We start from the raw sequence: 16718 nt of genomic DNA, 5'->3' as shown, positions 1-16718 counted from the left end.
GTGAAGAAAAGGAATGATGGAGACGGAGGTGGCCGTTGTGCCGTTGACGCCATTGGATATTCACAACAAGGAATTCAGCCGCGGGTTTCGTGGGTACGATGAAGACGAAGTGAACGAGTTTCTCGATCAAGTCATTAAAGACTATGAAATGCTCATCCGTGAAAAAAAACAGCTGGAAGAAAAAGTGGCCGAACTGACGGAAAAGCTGAACTACTTTGCGAACATTGAAGAGACGCTCAATAAGTCGATTCTTGTTGCACAGGAAGCAGCGGAAGAAGTGAAGCGGAATGCGCAAAAAGAGGCGAAGCTGATCATTAAAGAGGCGGAAAAAAACGCCGAGCGCATCATCAGCGATGCATTAGCGAAATCGCGGAAAATCGCCCTCGAGATCGAGGAGCTGAAGCGGCAGTCGAAAGTGTTCCGCGCCCGTTTCCGCATGCTTGTCGAGGCCCAGCTCGATATGATCAACAGCCGCGATTGGGACGAGTTGATGGAGTATGAGGCGCCGGATTTGGAAGAAGGGGCGAGAGAACCGCTGTCACAGCCTTGACGAACCGAAGACGTTTCGGTTATAATAATTGGCAAAAATCGCCGCATCAGCCGCCGTGGGAGGCGGTTGGCTTTTTTCCGGATGAATAGTGAAATAGTCATCGACGATGAAAGGGACAGTAGCTCTTGAACGGCCGGTCGCAGCGAGCCGGGGATGGTGGAAGCCCGGCATCGGCGCAAGAGTGAACATCACCCTGGAGTTCCATGCCGAACATCCAGTAGGCCATGGCGCGTCATTCCCGTTACGAATGAAAAGTGGGCTGTGCGTCGTTTGCATGGCCAAGAAGGGTGGTACCGCGAGACCGTTCTCGTCCCTTGCCGGGGGAGAACGGTTTTTTATTTTGATTTGATGCTTGAAGGAGGAGCGAAGATGGACTACAAAGAGACGCTGCTTATGCCGCAAACCGACTTCCCGATGCGCGGTAACTTGCCGAAGCGGGAGCCGGAAATGCAAAAAAAATGGGAAGAGATGGACATTTACCGGAAAGTGCAGGAGCGGACGAAAGGACGGCCGCTGTTTGTTCTGCATGACGGCCCGCCGTATGCCAACGGCGACATTCATATGGGTCATGCGCTGAACAAAATTTTAAAAGATATCATCGTCCGCTACAAATCCATGAGCGGCTATTGCGCCCCATACGTGCCGGGCTGGGATACGCACGGCTTGCCGATCGAAACGGCCCTTGCCAAGCAAGGAGTTGACCGCAAATCGATGAGCGTCGCCGAGTTCCGCAAGCGGTGCGAGCAATATGCGTATGAACAAATCGACAACCAGCGCCGGCAATTCAAGCGGCTCGGTGTGCGCGGCGACTGGGACAACCCGTACATTACGCTCAAACCGGAGTACGAAGCCCAGCAAATTAAAGTGTTTGGCGAAATGGCGAAAAAAGGGCTCATCTACAAAGGGTTGAAGCCGGTCTATTGGTCGCCGTCAAGCGAATCGGCGCTCGCCGAAGCGGAAATCGAATATAAAGACAAGCGCTCGCCGTCGATTTATGTCGCCTTCCCGGTGAAAAACGGCAAAGGCGTGCTTGAGGGCGATGAGCGAATCGTCATTTGGACGACGACGCCGTGGACGATTCCGGCGAACTTAGCGATCGCGGTTCATCCGGATTTGGATTACTATGTTGTCGATGTCAGCGGAAAACGGTATGTCGTCGCTGCCGCCTTGGCGGAATCGGTGGCGAAAGAAATCGGTTGGGACGCATGGTCGGTCGTCAAAACGGTCAAAGGAAAAGAGCTTGAATACGTCGTGGCGAGACATCCGTTTTATGAGCGCGACTCGCTTGTTGTGTGCGGCGAACACGTCACGACCGACGCCGGTACGGGCTGCGTCCATACGGCGCCGGGCCACGGGGAAGACGACTTTCTCGTTGGGCAAAAATATGGGCTTCCGGTCCTTTGTCCGGTTGATGAACGCGGCTACATGACCGAGGAAGCGCCGGGATTTGCCGGAATGTTTTACGAAGACGCCAACAAGGCGATTACACAGAAGCTTGAGGAAGTCGGCGCTTTATTGAAGCTTGGGTTTATCACCCACTCGTATCCGCACGACTGGCGGACAAAGCAGCCGACGATTTTCCGGGCGACAACGCAATGGTTTGCATCGATCGATAAAATCCGCAACGAGCTGCTTCAAGCGATTAAGGAAACGAAATGGATTCCGGAGTGGGGGGAAATCCGCATCCACAACATGGTGCGCGACCGCGGCGACTGGTGCATTTCCCGCCAACGCGCCTGGGGGGTGCCGATTCCGGTCTTTTACGGCGAAAACGGTGAACCGATCATCACCGATGAGACGATTGAGCATGTGTCGAACTTGTTCCGCCAATACGGGTCGAACGTCTGGTTTGAACGCGAGGCGAAAGACTTGCTGCCGGAAGGATTCACCCATCCGTCGAGCCCGAACGGCATCTTTACGAAAGAAACGGACATTATGGATGTCTGGTTTGACTCCGGTTCGTCGCACCAAGCCGTGTTGGTCGAACGCGACGATCTCGTGCGTCCGGCTGATTTGTACTTGGAAGGCTCCGACCAATACCGCGGCTGGTTCAACTCATCGCTGTCCACCGCCGTTGCCGTCACCGGCAAAGCGCCGTATAAAGGCGTGTTGAGCCACGGCTTTGTCTTGGACGGCGAAGGGCGGAAAATGAGCAAGTCGCTCGGCAACGTCGTCGTGCCGGCGAAGGTGATGGAACAGTTTGGCGCCGACATTTTGCGCCTTTGGGTCGCTTCGGTTGACTACCAAGCGGACGTGCGCATCTCCGACCATATTTTAAAACAAGTGTCGGAAGTGTACCGGAAAATCCGCAACACGTTCCGGTTTATGCTCGGCAACTTGTTCGATTTCGATCCGAACCAAAACGCCGTGCCGATTGGGGAGCTTGGCGAAGTCGACCGCTATATGCTGGCGAAGTTGAACAAGCTGATCGCCAAAGTGAAAAAGGCCTATGACAGCTACGATTTCGCCGCGGTTTACCATGAGATGAACCATTTCTGCACCGTCGAGCTGAGCGCGTTTTACTTGGATATGGCGAAAGACATTTTGTACATCGAAGCGGCCGACTCGCGCGCCCGCCGCGCCGTGCAGACGGTGCTCTATGAAACGGTCGTCGCGTTGGCGAAGCTCATCGCGCCGATTTTGCCGCATACCGCCGATGAGGTGTGGGAGCATATCCCGAATCGAAGAGAAAACGTCGAAAGCATCCAGCTCACCGATATGCCAGAGCCGATCGCGATCGACGGCGAAGAAGCGCTGCTCGCGAAATGGGATGCGTTTATGGATGTACGAGATGACATGTTAAAAGCGCTCGAGAATGCGCGCAACGAAAAAGTGATCGGCAAATCGCTGACCGCGAGCGTCACGGTCTACCCGAAAGACGAGGCGCGGAAGCTGTTGGCGTCGCTTGATGCCGACTTGCGCCAGCTTCTCATCGTTTCCGCGTTTTCCGTTGCCGATGAGCCGTATGACGCCGCACCGGCCGAAGCCGAGCGGCTCGACCACGTAGCCGTCCTCGTCCGCCCGGCGGAAGGCGAGACGTGCGAGCGGTGCTGGACGGTGACGAAAGAAGTCGGCGCCGATCCGTCGCATCCAACGCTTTGTCCGCGCTGCGCGCACATTGTGAACGAACATTATTCGGCATAACAAAAGCGGCAGGCTGCCCCAAGGTAGCCTTGTCGCTTCATTTGTTTGCCATGGCGAATTATGCTACAATGCAAAAAGGATGAATGAGAAGGACAGGGGGACTTGGCACGGTGGCATACTATTGGATTGCGGCGGCGGTCATCATCCTCGATCAATGGACGAAATGGCTTGTCGTCCGCTATATGCGGCTTGGGGAAAGCATCCCGGTCATTGACAATGTACTCTATATTACGTCGCACCGCAATCGCGGCGCGGCGTGGGGCATGCTGGAAGGGCAGTTTTGGCTCTTTTATTTGGTTACGGTTATTGTCGTGGCGGCGATCGTGATTTACATCCGCCGCCTGAAGCCTTCCGAGCGCCTGGCCGGCGTGGGGCTTGGGCTGATGCTCGGCGGGGCGATCGGCAATTTTATCGACCGCGTATTCCGGAAAGAAGTGGTCGACTTTATTCATACGTACATCGGCACGTACAGCTTTCCGGTGTTCAATATCGCCGACTCGGCGCTGACCGTCGGCGTCATCTTGCTGTTTGTCCATATGTTTTTTTTCGCGACACCAGAGAAAGGGAATGAGTAGATGGACACGATCACGTTTCACATCGAAGACGAATATGACGGCGAGCGGATCGATAAAGTGATCGCGGCGCTAAATGACGAATGGTCGCGTTCGCAAGTGCAGCAATGGATCAAAAACGGGCTTGTGACCGTCAATGGCGAGACGGTCAAGGCGAACTACAAATGCGAGGCGGGCGACGCGGTCGCCGTCTCACCGCCGGAGCCGGAGCCGCTTCATGTGGAACCGGAGCCGATTCCGCTCGACATTTATTACGAGGACGAGGATGTCCTTGTCGTCAACAAACCGCGCGGCATGGTCGTCCACCCGGCGCCCGGGCATATGCGCGGCACGCTTGTGAATGCGCTTCTCGCCCATTGCCGCGACTTGTCCGGGATCAACGGCGTGCTTCGCCCCGGCATCGTCCATCGCATTGACAAAGACACATCAGGACTGTTGATGGTGGCGAAAAACGACGCCGCCCACCGCTCGCTCGTCGAGCAGCTCGTGAACAAAACGGTGACGCGCCGCTACAAGGCGATCGTCCACGGCGTCATTCCACACGATTACGGGACGATCGACGCGCCGATCGGCCGCGACAAGCGCGATCGAAAGAAAATGGCGGTCACCGAAGAAAACGGGAAGGAAGCGGTCACCCATTTCCGCGTGCTCGAGCGGTTTCGCCATTATACGTATGTGGAGTGCCAGCTGGAAACGGGGCGGACGCACCAAATTCGCGTCCATATGAAATACATCGGCTACCCGCTCGCTGGCGACCCGCAATACGGGCCGAAAAAAACGCTCGCCATCGACGGCCAGGCGCTGCACGCCGGGGTGCTTGGCTTCCGTCATCCGAGAAGCGGCGAGTATTTGGAGTTTGAAGCACCGTTGCCTCCAGAGTTTGCCGAATTGCTCGAATGGCTGCGAAAAAACGATTGACAAACGGACGCAGCCGCTTTACAATGAAAACAAGTGAACAGGAACCTTTAAGTTCAGTCCTGTGAGGCTGAAAAGGGGTCGGAATGACAAAGAAGGGCGATGTATGCCCATCTTGTTTGGTGATAAGCGCGCCATCCCCCGCTTCACAGGCGGGGGGTTTTTTGTGCCAACGGAGGTGGCTTGGATGCAAAAGGCGGTCGTGATGGACGAACAGGCGATTCGCCGCGCTTTGACGCGCATCGCCCACGAAATCATCGAACGAAACAAAGGCATTGACGGCTGCGTGCTTGTCGGAATTAAAACGCGCGGCATTTACTTGGCGCGCCGCTTGGCGGAGCGGATCGAGCAAATTGAAGGGGCGTCCGTTCCCGTTGGTGAACTCGATATTACGCTGTATCGCGACGATTTGACGGTAAAAACGGATGATCATGAACCGCTTGTGAAAGGAACGAATGTGCCGTTTCCGGTGACCGAGCGGAATGTCATTTTAGTTGATGACGTGCTCTTCACCGGCCGGACGGTGCGGGCGGCGATGGATGCGGTCATGGATTTGGGCCGCCCGGCGCGCATCCAGCTCGCCGTGCTTGTTGACCGCGGCCACAGGGAACTCCCGATCCGCGCTGATTTCGTCGGCAAAAACGTGCCGACCTCTCGTTCGGAACTGATCGTCGTGGAGCTTTCGGAAGTGGACGGCATCGATCAAGTCTCCATTCATGAAAAATAGCGAAGCACCCTTTTAAGAGCAGTCCCGTGAGGCTGCAAAAGGGGCGGAATCGTTTCGGCTGTTTCTGCACCCTCTTTGCGTCTTCGCGGGCAAAGAGGGATTTTTTTGTGCACACTAGAAAGCAAGCCTCGCTCATTTGATCAAAGGAGTGACGAAAGATGAACAAACCGGTGTTGGACATTCAAGACCGCCCGACTGTTGGGCAATGGATCACCTTAAGCCTTCAGCATTTATTCGCCATGTTTGGGGCGACGATTTTAGTGCCGTACTTAGTCGGCTTAGATCCGTCGATCGCCTTGCTGACAAGCGGGCTTGGAACATTGGCGTTTTTGCTCATTACGAAATGGCAAGTGCCGGCGTATCTTGGCTCGTCGTTCGCCTACATTGCGCCGATCATCGCGGCGAAAACGGCTGGCGGCCCGGGAGCGGCCATGATCGGCAGCTTCCTCGCCGGATTGGTGTACGGGGTTGTCGCCCTCATCATTAAAAAAGCCGGCTACCGCTGGGTGATGAAACTGTTGCCGCCGGTTGTGGTCGGCCCGGTCATCATCGTCATCGGCCTCGGCTTGGCCGGGACGGCGGTCGGGATGGCGATGAACGGCCCGGACGGCAAATACAGCTTGCTCCATTTCTCGGTGGCGCTCGTGACGCTCGCGGCCACGATCGTCTGCTCCGTGCTCGCGCGCGGCATGTTGAGCTTGATTCCGGTGCTTGTCGGCATTGTCGTCGGCTATCTCTACGCGTTGGCGGTCGGGCTCGTCGATTTGTCGAAAGTGGCGGCGGCGAAATGGTTCGAATGGCCGGATTTCTTGATCCCGTTTGCCGATTATCCGGTGCGCATCACTGCCGAGATCGTCATGCTCATGGTGCCGGTGGCGATCGTCACCTTGTCCGAGCATATCGGCCACCAGCTCGTCTTAAGCAAAGTCGTCGGCCGCGACCTCATTCAAAAACCGGGGCTGCACCGCTCGATTTTAGGGGACGGAACGGCGACGATGATCTCCGCCTTGCTTGGCGGTCCGCCGAAAACGACGTACGGGGAAAACATCGGTGTGCTGGCGATCACCCGCGTCTACAGTGTCTACGTGCTGGCCGGCGCGGCGGTCATCGCGATCGCTTTCGGCTTCGTCGGCAAAATCACGGCGCTGATCAGCTCGATTCCGACGCCGGTCATGGGCGGTGTGTCGATCTTGCTGTTTGGCATCATCGCCTCGTCCGGACTGCGGATGCTCGTTGACAGCCGCATCGACTTCGGCGCGACGCGCAACTTGGTCATCGCCTCGGTCATCTTGGTCATCGGCATCGGCGGAGCGGTGCTGAAAATCAGCGACAGCTTCCAAATTACCGGGATGGCGCTCTCGGCCATTGTCGGCGTCCTCCTCAACTTGATTTTGCCGGGGCGTCCGCAAGCCGCGGAAAACCTATTTGAAGAAAACTAGAGCGACCATGTCGCCTAATAGGAGAAAGCACCTTTTAATTAAGTCCCGCGAGGCTTAAAAAGGTGTGAAAACAGGCGCATCCAGGGCCGGAGTGCACCTTCTTCGGCTCTGCCATGCGCCGATCGTCACACCTTGCCTGGCCGGCAAGGTGTTTTTTTTCGCGAAAAAACGAAAAGGAGCGAGACCGATGACCCATCTTTTCGCATTAAGTGAACTGCCGCTTGATGAAATCCACCGTTTGCTCGATGAAGCGGAAGCGTTCCGCAGCGGGCGCATCTGGCGCCCGGCGGCGCCGATGTACGTCGCCAACTTGTTTTTCGAACCGAGCACGCGCACGAAATGCAGCTTCGAGATGGCGGAACGGAAGCTTGGGCTTCATGTCATTCCATTTGACCCGGAACGCTCGAGCGTGCAAAAAGGGGAGACGCTGTACGATACCGTACGGACGCTTGAGGCGATCGGCGTCGATGCGGTTGTCATCCGCCATCACGAAGATGCGTATTTCGAAGCGCTCCGCCATGCGGTCGGCATTCCGATCATCAACGCCGGCGACGGCTGCGGGCACCATCCGACCCAGTCGCTCTTGGATTTATTGACGATCCGCCAAGAGTTTGGCGCCTTCACTGGCTTGACGGTGGCGATCATCGGCGACATCCGTCATAGCCGCGTCGCCCGCTCCAATGCGGAAGTGTTGACAAGGCTGGGGGCAAACGTCCTGTTTTCCGGACCGGCGGAGTGGAAAGATGAAACGAATCCGTACGGGACGTACGTCGACATCGATGAGGCCATCGCCCGCGCCGATGTCGTGATGCTTTTGCGCATCCAACATGAACGCCATGCGGAAACGATGGGGCTGACAAAAGAAGAGTACCATGCGCGGTACGGGCTGACGCTTGAGCGGGCGCTGCGGATGAAATCGGGCGCCATCATCTTGCACCCGGCGCCGGTCAACCGCGGGGTCGAAATCGCAAGCGAACTTGTCGAAGCGAAGGCATCGCGCATTTTTAAACAAATGGAAAACGGCGTCTACGTCCGGATGGCTGTCTTAAAACGGGCAATGGAAGGGAGAATGGAGCATGGGCGTATGGCTGAAAAATGGCATGTCGTTCAATAAAGATGGGGAATTGATGCGGACACATATCAAAATCGAACACGGAACCATTGCAGCGATCCTCTATGAACAGCCGCTGGAAGCGAATGAGGAGGACGTTATCGACGTTGGCGGCCGTCTCATCGTTCCTGGCCTGATCGACTTGCACGTTCATTTGCGCGAACCGGGCGGCGAAGCGAAAGAAACGATTGAAACGGGCACGCTCGCCGCGGCGAAAGGCGGATTTACGACGGTTGCTGCCATGCCGAACACGAACCCAGCGCCGGATCGGAAAGAGCAGATGGAATGGCTGCAAGCCCGCATCCGCGAAACGGCGCGCGTCAACGTGCTTCCGTACGCGGCGATCACGATTGGGCAAAAAGGGGAGGAGCTGACCGATTTTGCGGCGCTAAAAGAAGCAGGGGCGTTCGCCTTTACCGATGACGGCGTCGGCGTCCAGTCGGCCGGGATGATGTTTGAAGCGATGAAACAGGCGGCGGCGCTCGATATGGCGATCGTTGCCCATTGCGAGGACGACACGCTGACAAACGGCGGAGCGGTGCATGACGGCGAGTTCGCCCGGCGCTATGGACTTCGCGGCATTCCATCCGTCTGCGAGGCGGTGCACATCGCCCGCGACGTCTTGCTTGCCGAGGCAGCCGGATGCCATTATCACGTCTGCCATATCAGCACGAAAGAATCGGTGCGCGTCGTCCGCGACGCGAAGCGGGCCGGCATCCGCGTCACCGCCGAAGTGACGCCGCACCATCTGCTCTTGTGCGATGAGGATATTCCAGGGCTTGATGCGAACTACAAAATGAACCCGCCGCTGCGCAGCCGCGCGGACCGTGAAGCGCTCATGGAAGGGCTGCTCGACGGCACGATCGATTTTATCGCCACGGACCACGCGCCGCATACGGCTGCGGAAAAAGCGAAAGGCATCGAGGCGGCGCCGTTTGGCATCGTTGGGCTCGAAACGGCGTTTCCGCTCTTATATACCCATTTCGTCAAAACAGGCGTGTTTACATTAAAGCAGCTTGTCGATTGGCTGACGATCAAGCCGGCGCAATGTTTCGGCCTCAAGGCCGGGCGGCTTGCCGTCGGGGCGCCGGCGGATATTGCGGTCATTGATTTGGAAACAGAAGAAGCGATTGATCCCGAGACGTTTGCGTCCAAAGGGAAAAATACGCCGTTTGCCGGCTGGGTGTGCCAAGGCTGGCCGGTGATGACGTTTGTCGGCGGTACACTCGTATGGGAGAAAGGGAGAGAGTAACATGAAACGGCAACTGATCTTGGAAGACGGCTCGTTTTTTGTCGGCGAAGCGTTTGGCAGCTTGAAAGAGACGACCGGGGAAGTCGTCTTTAACACCGGCATGACCGGGTATCAAGAAATTTTGACCGACCCGTCGTATTGCGGGCAAATTGTGACGATGACGTATCCATTGATCGGCAACTACGGCATTAACCGCGACGACTTTGAAGCGATCCGCCCGCATGTGCACGGGTTCATCGTCAAAGAAGCGTGCCTCATGCCGTCCAACTGGCGCGGAGAACTGACGTTGGACGAGTATTTGAAAGAAAAAGGCATCCCTGGCCTTTCCGGCATCGACACGCGCAAACTGACGCGCCTTATCCGCCAATACGGAACGTTAAAAGGGATGATCTGTGGGCTAGATGTCGATCCGGTGGAAGCAGCAGCCAAGCTGCGGGCGATGGAGTGGCCGCGCGACCAAGTGCGGCGCGTCTCAACGAAAAGCGCCTACCCGAGCCCGGGGCGCGGTGAGCGCATCGTCTTGATTGATTTCGGGATGAAACACGGCATTTTGCGCGAACTGAACAAGCGAAATTGCGATGTGATCGTCTTGCCGTACAACGCCACCGCTGAAGAGGTGCTCGGCTGGCATCCGGATGGGGTCATGCTTTCCAATGGACCGGGCGACCCGAAAGACGTGCCGGAAGCGATCGAGATGATCCGCGGGATTCTCGGCAAAGTGCCGCTCTTTGGCATCTGCCTCGGCCATCAGCTGTTCGCGTTGGCGTGCGGCGGGAATACGGAGAAAATGAAATTCGGCCATCGCGGCTCGAACCATCCGGTCAAAGACTTGCGCACCGGCAAAGTCGCCATCACGGCGCAAAACCATGGCTATACCGTCACGCACGAGTCGCTTTCTGGCACCCGGCTTGAGGTGACGCATATCGCCTTAAATGACGGCACAGTCGAAGGGCTGCGCCATCTCGATTTCCCGGCGTTTACGGTGCAGTATCATCCGGAAGCGTCGCCGGGGCCAGAAGATGCCAATCCGCTGTTTGACGAGTTTTTGGCGCTCATCCGCCAGTTCAACAAGAAAGGAGAAGTCATCCATGCCTAAGCGCCGCGACATTGAAACGATTTTAGTCATCGGCTCGGGGCCGATCGTCATCGGCCAAGCGGCCGAGTTCGACTACGCAGGGACGCAAGCGTGCTTAGCCCTAAAAGAAGAAGGATACAAAGTCATTCTGGTGAACTCAAACCCGGCGACGATCATGACCGATACGGAAATCGCCGATAAAGTCTATATGGAGCCGCTGACGCTCGATTTTGTCGCCCGCATCATCCGCAAAGAGCGGCCGGACGCGATTTTGCCGACGCTTGGCGGCCAAACGGGCCTCAACTTGGCGGTTGAGCTCGCCAAGGCCGGCGTGCTTGAAGAGTGCGGCGTCGAAATTCTCGGCACGAAGCTCGAGGCGATCGAAAAGGCGGAAGACCGCGAACAGTTCCGCGCCCTCATGAACGAGCTTGGCGAGCCGGTGCCGGAAAGCGCGATTATTCACAGCCTGGAAGAGGCGTATGCGTTTGTCGAACAAATCGGCTATCCGGTCATCGTCCGCCCCGCGTTCACGCTCGGCGGCACGGGCGGCGGCATTTGCACGAACGAAGAAGAGCTTGTCGAGATTGTGTCAACTGGCTTGAAGATGAGCCCGGTGCATCAATGCTTGCTCGAGCGGAGCATCGCCGGCTACAAGGAGATTGAATACGAAGTGATGCGCGACGCCAACGACAACGCGATCGTCGTCTGCAACATGGAAAACATCGACCCGGTCGGCATTCATACGGGTGACTCGATCGTCGTCGCCCCGAGCCAGACGTTAAGCGACCGCGAGTACCAGCTGCTCCGCAACGCGTCGCTTAAGATCATCCGCGCGCTTGGCATCGAAGGCGGCTGCAACGTCCAGCTCGCGCTCGACCCGGACAGCTTCCGCTATTACGTCATTGAAGTGAACCCGCGCGTCAGCCGCTCGTCGGCGCTGGCGTCAAAAGCGACGGGGTATCCGATCGCGAAATTGGCGGCGAAAATCGCCGTCGGGCTGACGCTTGACGAAATGATCAACCCGGTCACCGGGAAAACGTACGCCTGCTTCGAGCCGGCGCTCGATTATGTCGTCACGAAAATTCCGCGCTTTCCGTTTGACAAATTTGAATCGGCGAACCGCCGCCTTGGCACGCAAATGAAAGCGACCGGCGAAGTGATGGCGATCGGCCGGACGTTTGAAGAATCGCTGTTAAAAGCGGTTCGTTCGCTCGAGATCGGGGTGCATCATCTGGAATTGAACGAGGCGAAAACGGCCGCCGACGACGTGATCGAAAAACGGATCCGCAAGGCGGGCGACGAGCGGCTCTTTTACATCGCCGAGGCGCTCCGCCGCGGGGTGGCGGTGGAGACGCTGCATGAATGGAGCCAAATCGACCGCTTTTTCCTGCATAAGATTCAAAACATTATTGAGATGGAAACGGTCTTGAAAAACCACCCGGGCGACCTTGACGTGTTAAAAAAAGCGAAGGGGCTCGGCTTCTCCGATGCGGCGATAGCGGCGTTATGGAACAAAACGGAGCGCGACATTTACGCGCTGCGCCGCCAACGAGGCATCATGCCGGTGTACAAAATGGTCGATACGTGCGCAGCCGAATTCACGTCGGAAACGCCGTACTACTACAGCACGTATGAGGAAGAAAACGAATCGATCGTGACGGAAAAACCGAGCGTCATCGTGCTTGGCTCCGGCCCGATCCGCATCGGCCAAGGGATCGAATTTGACTATGCGACCGTCCATTGCGTCTGGGCCATTAAGCAGGCCGGCTATGAGGCGATCATCATCAACAACAACCCGGAAACGGTCTCGACCGACTTCAGCACGTCGGACAAACTGTATTTCGAGCCGCTGACGGCCGAAGACGTGATGCATGTCATCGACCTCGAGCAGCCGATCGGCGTCATCGTCCAATTCGGCGGGCAAACGGCCATCAACTTGGCGGCGGAACTCGAGGCGCGCGGCGTCCGCCTGCTTGGGACGACGCTTGAAGATTTGGACCGCGCCGAAGACCGCGACAAATTTGAACAGGCGCTCTCAGAGCTTGGCATTCCGAAGCCGGCCGGCAAAACGGCCGTTTCGGTCGAAGAAGCGGTCGCCATCGCGGAGGAGATCGGCTATCCGGTGCTCGTCCGCCCGTCCTACGTGCTCGGCGGCCGGGCGATGGAAATCGTGTACAATCGCGGCGAGCTGCTTCATTACATGGAACACGCCGTGCGCGTCAATCCACAGCACCCAGTGCTTGTCGACCGCTACATCACTGGCAAGGAAGTCGAAGTCGATGCCATCGCCGACGGCGAGACGGTCGTCATCCCTGGGATCATGGAACATATCGAGCGGGCCGGCGTCCATTCCGGCGATTCGATTGCCGTCTACCCGCCCCAGACATTAAGCGCGGAAGTGATCGACAAGATCGCGGATTACACGATCCGACTGGCGCGCGGGCTGCATATTGTCGGGCTGTTGAACATTCAGTTTGTCGTCTCGGGAAGCGATGTCTACGTCTTGGAAGTGAACCCGCGCTCAAGCCGCACGGTGCCGTTTTTAAGCAAAATCACCGGCGTGCCGATGGCGAATCTCGCCACGAAAGCCATTTTAGGGACGAAGCTCGCCGAGATGGGCTATGAGACGGGCGACTGCCCGGTGCGCCCTGGCGTGTACGTGAAAGTGCCGGTGTTCTCGTTTGCGAAATTGCGCAACGTCGACATTTCGCTCGGCCCGGAAATGAAATCGACCGGCGAAGTGATCGGCAAAGACGTGACGTTTGAAAAAGCGCTTTATAAGGGGCTTGTCGCCTCGGGCATCCAGATCCAGCCGCATGGGGCGGTGCTGTTGACGGTGGCCGACAAAGACAAAGAAGAAGCGGTCGAGCTGGCGCGCCGCTTTGCCGACATCGGCTACCAGCTGTTGGCGACGAACGGCACGGCGGAAACGTTGAAAGCGGCCGGCATTCCGGTGACGGTCGTCAATAAAATCCACTCGGCGTCGCCGAACATTTTAGATGTCATCCGCCAAGGGAAGGCGCAAGTCGTCATCAACACGCTGACGAAAGGGAAGCAGCCGGAAAGCGACGGCTTCCGCATCCGCCGCGAAGCGGTCGAAAACGGCATCCCGTGCTTGACGTCGCTCGATACGGCCCGGGCGATGCTGCAAGTGCTCGAATCGATGACGTTTTCAACGACGGCGATGACGGAAGGGCTGGTGCGGTCATGATCGGCCGCGAACGAATGACGGTCGCAAGCCAGCGGTTGATCGCCGAGCGGACGTATGAATTGACGCTTTCAGGCCGCCTCGTGCAAGAGATGCGCCAACCGGGCCAGTTCGTTCATGTGAAAGTGGCCGCATCCGCCGATCCGCTCCTGCGCCGCCCGCTCAGCCTTTGCCATATCGACCACAAGCAGGGGCAATGCACGATCATTTACCGCCAGGAAGGGAAAGGCACGGCGCTGTTGGCGCAAAAACAGCCGGGCGACACGGTCGATGTGCTCGGCCCGCTCGGCAACGGCTTTCCGCTCGAGGCAGCGCCGGCGGGCAGCCGGGCGCTGCTAGTCGGCGGCGGCATCGGCGTCCCGCCGCTCTATGAACTGGCGAAACAGCTCACAAAGCGCGGTGTTGGAGTGGTGAGCGTGCTCGGGTTTCAAACGAAAGCGGCGGTCTTTTACGAAGAGGAATTTGCCGCGTTCGGCGAGACGCATGTCGCGACCGATGACGGCTCACACGGAACGGCCGGGCGCGTCACCGATGTGATCGAAGCGCGCTCGCTCGAGTTTGACGTCTTGTACGCCTGCGGTCCGAAGCCGATGCTTCGGGCGCTTGCGGAACGGTTTCCGAACCGGCCGGTGTACGTGTCGCTCGAGGAGCGGATGGGCTGCGGCGTCGGGGCGTGTTTCGCCTGCGTCTGCCATGTGCCAGGGAGCGAGACGGCGTATAAAAAAGTATGCAGCGACGGCCCGGTGTTTCGGGCCGGGGAGGTGGTGCTATGAACCGGCTTGCGGTCGAACTGCCGGGTCTTTCGCTCAAAAACCCGATCATGCCGGCGTCCGGCTGTTTTGGATTTGGCCGCGAGTACGCCCGGTTTTACGATTTAAGCGTGTTAGGCGCCATTATGATCAAGGCGACGACAAAAGAGCCGCGCTTTGGCAACCCGACACCAAGGGTGGCAGAAACGCCGGGCGGGATGTTAAACGCCATCGGCCTGCAAAACCCCGGCCTTGACAAAGTGCTCGAAGAAGAACTGCCGTGGCTTGAACAGTTTGACGTACCGATCATCGCCAACATCGCTGGCTCGACGGTGGAAGAGTACGTCGAGGTAGCCGAAGCGATTTCCAAAGCGCCCAATGTCCATGCGTTAGAGCTCAACATTTCCTGCCCAAACGTGAAAAAAGGCGGGATTGCGTTCGGCACCGTGCCGGACGTGGCCGCGGAACTGACGCGGCTTGTCAAAGAAGTGTCCGCCGTGCCGGTTTACGTGAAGCTGTCTCCGAACGTCACCGACATCGTCGCGATGGCGAAAGCCATTGAACAAGCGGGCGCTGATGGCTTGACGATGATCAACACGCTCGTTGGCATGCGCATCGACGTGAAAACAGGCCGGCCCGTTTTGGCCAACGGCACCGGCGGCTTATCTGGCCCGGCGGTCAAGCCAATCGCCATTCGCATGATTTATGAAGTGAGCCAAGCGGTGTCGATTCCGATCATCGGCATGGGCGGCGTGCAAACGGCGGAAGACGTGCTCGAGTTTTTCTACGCCGGCGCGAGCGCGGTTGCGGTCGGCACAGCCAACTTCGTCGATCCGTTCGTCTGCCCGACGATCATCAACGACCTGCCGGCGCTGTTGGACGACCTCGGGATCGGCCACATTTCCGAATGCATAGGAAGGAGCTGGAAGACCGGTGCACACGCCGTTCATTGTCGCGCTTGATTTCCCATCAAAACAAGAGGTGGAGCGGTTTTTGCGGCCGTTTGCCGGAACGCCGCTGTTCGTCAAAGTCGGCATGGAGCTGTACTATCAGGAAGGTCCAGCCATCGTCGCGTTTCTCAAAGAACAAGGACATGCCGTCTTTTTAGACTTAAAACTGCATGACATCCCAAATACGGTGAAACAGGCGATGAAAGGGCTCGCCCGTGTCGGCGCCGATTTGGTGAACGTCCACGCCGCCGGCGGCCGGCGCATGATGGAAGCGGCGATCGAGGGGCTTGACGCCGGCACGCCAAGCGGCGCCGCCCGACCGCGCTGCATCGCCGTCACCCAGCTGACAAGCACGGACGAGCGAATGCTTCATGAGGAGCTGTGGATTTCCCGCCCGCTTGCGGAAACAGTCGCCCATTACGCCGCCTTGGCGAACGAAAGCGGCCTTGACGGCGTCGTCTGCTCGGCGAACGAAGCGCCGCTCATCAAAGAACGGTGCGGCGCCTCGTTCCTCGCCGTCACCCCGGGCATCCGCTTTGCCGATGAGGCAGCGCACGACCAAGTGCGCGTCGTCACCCCAAGGAAAGCGCGTGCGCTTGGTTCTGACTACATCGTCATCGGCCGCAGCCTCACCCGCGCCGCCGATCCGCTCGGGGCGTATGCCCGCCTGCAACACGAATGGAACGGAGGAGAGAGAGAGTCAACTACCCCCACTTAGCTAACGCTTGAAGTGGGGGCTTGCAACTCCCCAGAAGTGCAAACGGACTTCGTCCTTCTTCCTTGACTTGGGGTTGCATCAGGGGGCAGGTTGACGACTACCCAACGACGCAGGTCATGCCTGCATCGTTACCGATTCTCTCGGTGTGTCTGTTGGCAGTACTTGGCTTCCACACACAACAGACGGACCTACGCTCGATGTTTTACGGTTACAACGTTTTCTGTAACCAACTCCATACATCGAGTAGCCGTGATTGGAGTGCCTTTATTGAACGGTTTTCTCCACGCCTTTATTCGATCATACACAAA

Annotated in this window: 13 protein-coding genes and 1 other annotated feature; all 13 genes read left to right on the top strand. The window is 57.7% G+C overall.

The genetic code is table 11. The features are described 5' to 3' along the window. Nucleotides 1–37 precede the first annotated feature (37 nt). Nucleotides 38–550, top strand: coding sequence for a DivIVA domain-containing protein (locus CD000_RS09795; RefSeq protein WP_011230635.1), 513 nt, complete (start codon nucleotides 38–40; stop codon nucleotides 548–550). A gap of 97 nt (nucleotides 551–647) precedes the next feature. Further along, nucleotides 648–868 (top strand) — a binding site (T-box leader). A 51-nt stretch (nucleotides 869–919) separates the two neighbouring features. After that, the gene (gene ileS / locus CD000_RS09790) at nucleotides 920–3694 is read left to right on the top strand and encodes an isoleucine--tRNA ligase (RefSeq protein WP_096225555.1); all 2775 of its coding nucleotides are present in this window, start codon (nucleotides 920–922) and stop codon (nucleotides 3692–3694) included. Nucleotides 3695–3777: 83 nt separating this feature from the next. Next, nucleotides 3778–4269 carry a signal peptidase II gene (gene lspA / locus CD000_RS09785; RefSeq protein WP_096225554.1) on the top strand — a complete coding sequence of 164 codons (492 nt, stop codon included), beginning with the start codon at nucleotides 3778–3780 and terminating at the stop codon, nucleotides 4267–4269. Beyond that, entirely contained in the window at nucleotides 4270–5184 is a 915-nt protein-coding gene (locus tag CD000_RS09780; protein ID WP_096225553.1) for an RluA family pseudouridine synthase, read from the top strand. Nucleotides 5185–5368: 184 nt separating this feature from the next. Continuing rightward, nucleotides 5369–5908, top strand: coding sequence for a bifunctional pyr operon transcriptional regulator/uracil phosphoribosyltransferase PyrR (gene pyrR, locus CD000_RS09775; RefSeq protein WP_011230647.1), 540 nt, complete (start codon nucleotides 5369–5371; stop codon nucleotides 5906–5908). Nucleotides 5909–6066: 158 nt separating this feature from the next. Next, nucleotides 6067–7347 carry a solute carrier family 23 protein gene (locus CD000_RS09770; protein WP_096225552.1) on the top strand — a complete coding sequence of 427 codons (1281 nt, stop codon included), beginning with the start codon at nucleotides 6067–6069 and terminating at the stop codon, nucleotides 7345–7347. Between the two features lie 187 nt (nucleotides 7348–7534). Further along, entirely contained in the window at nucleotides 7535–8461 is a 927-nt protein-coding gene (locus tag CD000_RS09765) for an aspartate carbamoyltransferase catalytic subunit (protein ID WP_096225551.1), read from the top strand. Then, nucleotides 8424–9710, top strand: coding sequence for a dihydroorotase (locus tag CD000_RS09760; RefSeq protein WP_020278155.1), 1287 nt, complete (start codon nucleotides 8424–8426; stop codon nucleotides 9708–9710). Before CD000_RS09765 ends, CD000_RS09760 begins: the two co-directional genes overlap by 38 nt. 1 nt (nucleotide 9711) lies before the next feature. Continuing rightward, nucleotides 9712–10806, top strand: coding sequence for a carbamoyl phosphate synthase small subunit (locus CD000_RS09755; protein ID WP_096225550.1), 1095 nt, complete (start codon nucleotides 9712–9714; stop codon nucleotides 10804–10806). Then, nucleotides 10799–13996: a carbamoyl-phosphate synthase large subunit gene (gene carB / locus CD000_RS09750; protein ID WP_096225549.1), complete on the top strand. Its 3198-nt coding sequence runs from the start codon at nucleotides 10799–10801 to the stop codon at nucleotides 13994–13996. Before CD000_RS09755 ends, carB begins: the two co-directional genes overlap by 8 nt. Then, entirely contained in the window at nucleotides 13993–14766 is a 774-nt protein-coding gene (locus CD000_RS09745; protein WP_096225548.1) for a dihydroorotate dehydrogenase electron transfer subunit, read from the top strand. The genes carB and CD000_RS09745 overlap by 4 nt, the downstream gene beginning before the upstream one ends. Continuing rightward, entirely contained in the window at nucleotides 14763–15704 is a 942-nt protein-coding gene (locus CD000_RS09740; RefSeq protein ID WP_033016100.1) for a dihydroorotate dehydrogenase, read from the top strand. Before CD000_RS09745 ends, CD000_RS09740 begins: the two co-directional genes overlap by 4 nt. Then, nucleotides 15676–16410, top strand: coding sequence for an orotidine-5'-phosphate decarboxylase (pyrF, locus tag CD000_RS09735; RefSeq protein WP_096225547.1), 735 nt, complete (start codon nucleotides 15676–15678; stop codon nucleotides 16408–16410). The genes CD000_RS09740 and pyrF overlap by 29 nt, the downstream gene beginning before the upstream one ends. Nucleotides 16411–16718 lie beyond the last annotated feature (308 nt).

The sequence above is a fragment of the Geobacillus sp. FJAT-46040 genome (assembly GCF_002335725.1).
Classification (GTDB): domain Bacteria; phylum Bacillota; class Bacilli; order Bacillales; family Anoxybacillaceae; genus Geobacillus; species Geobacillus thermoleovorans.
Note: the sequence above shows the minus strand (reverse complement) of the source record. Positions and strands in the feature narration are given on the sequence as shown.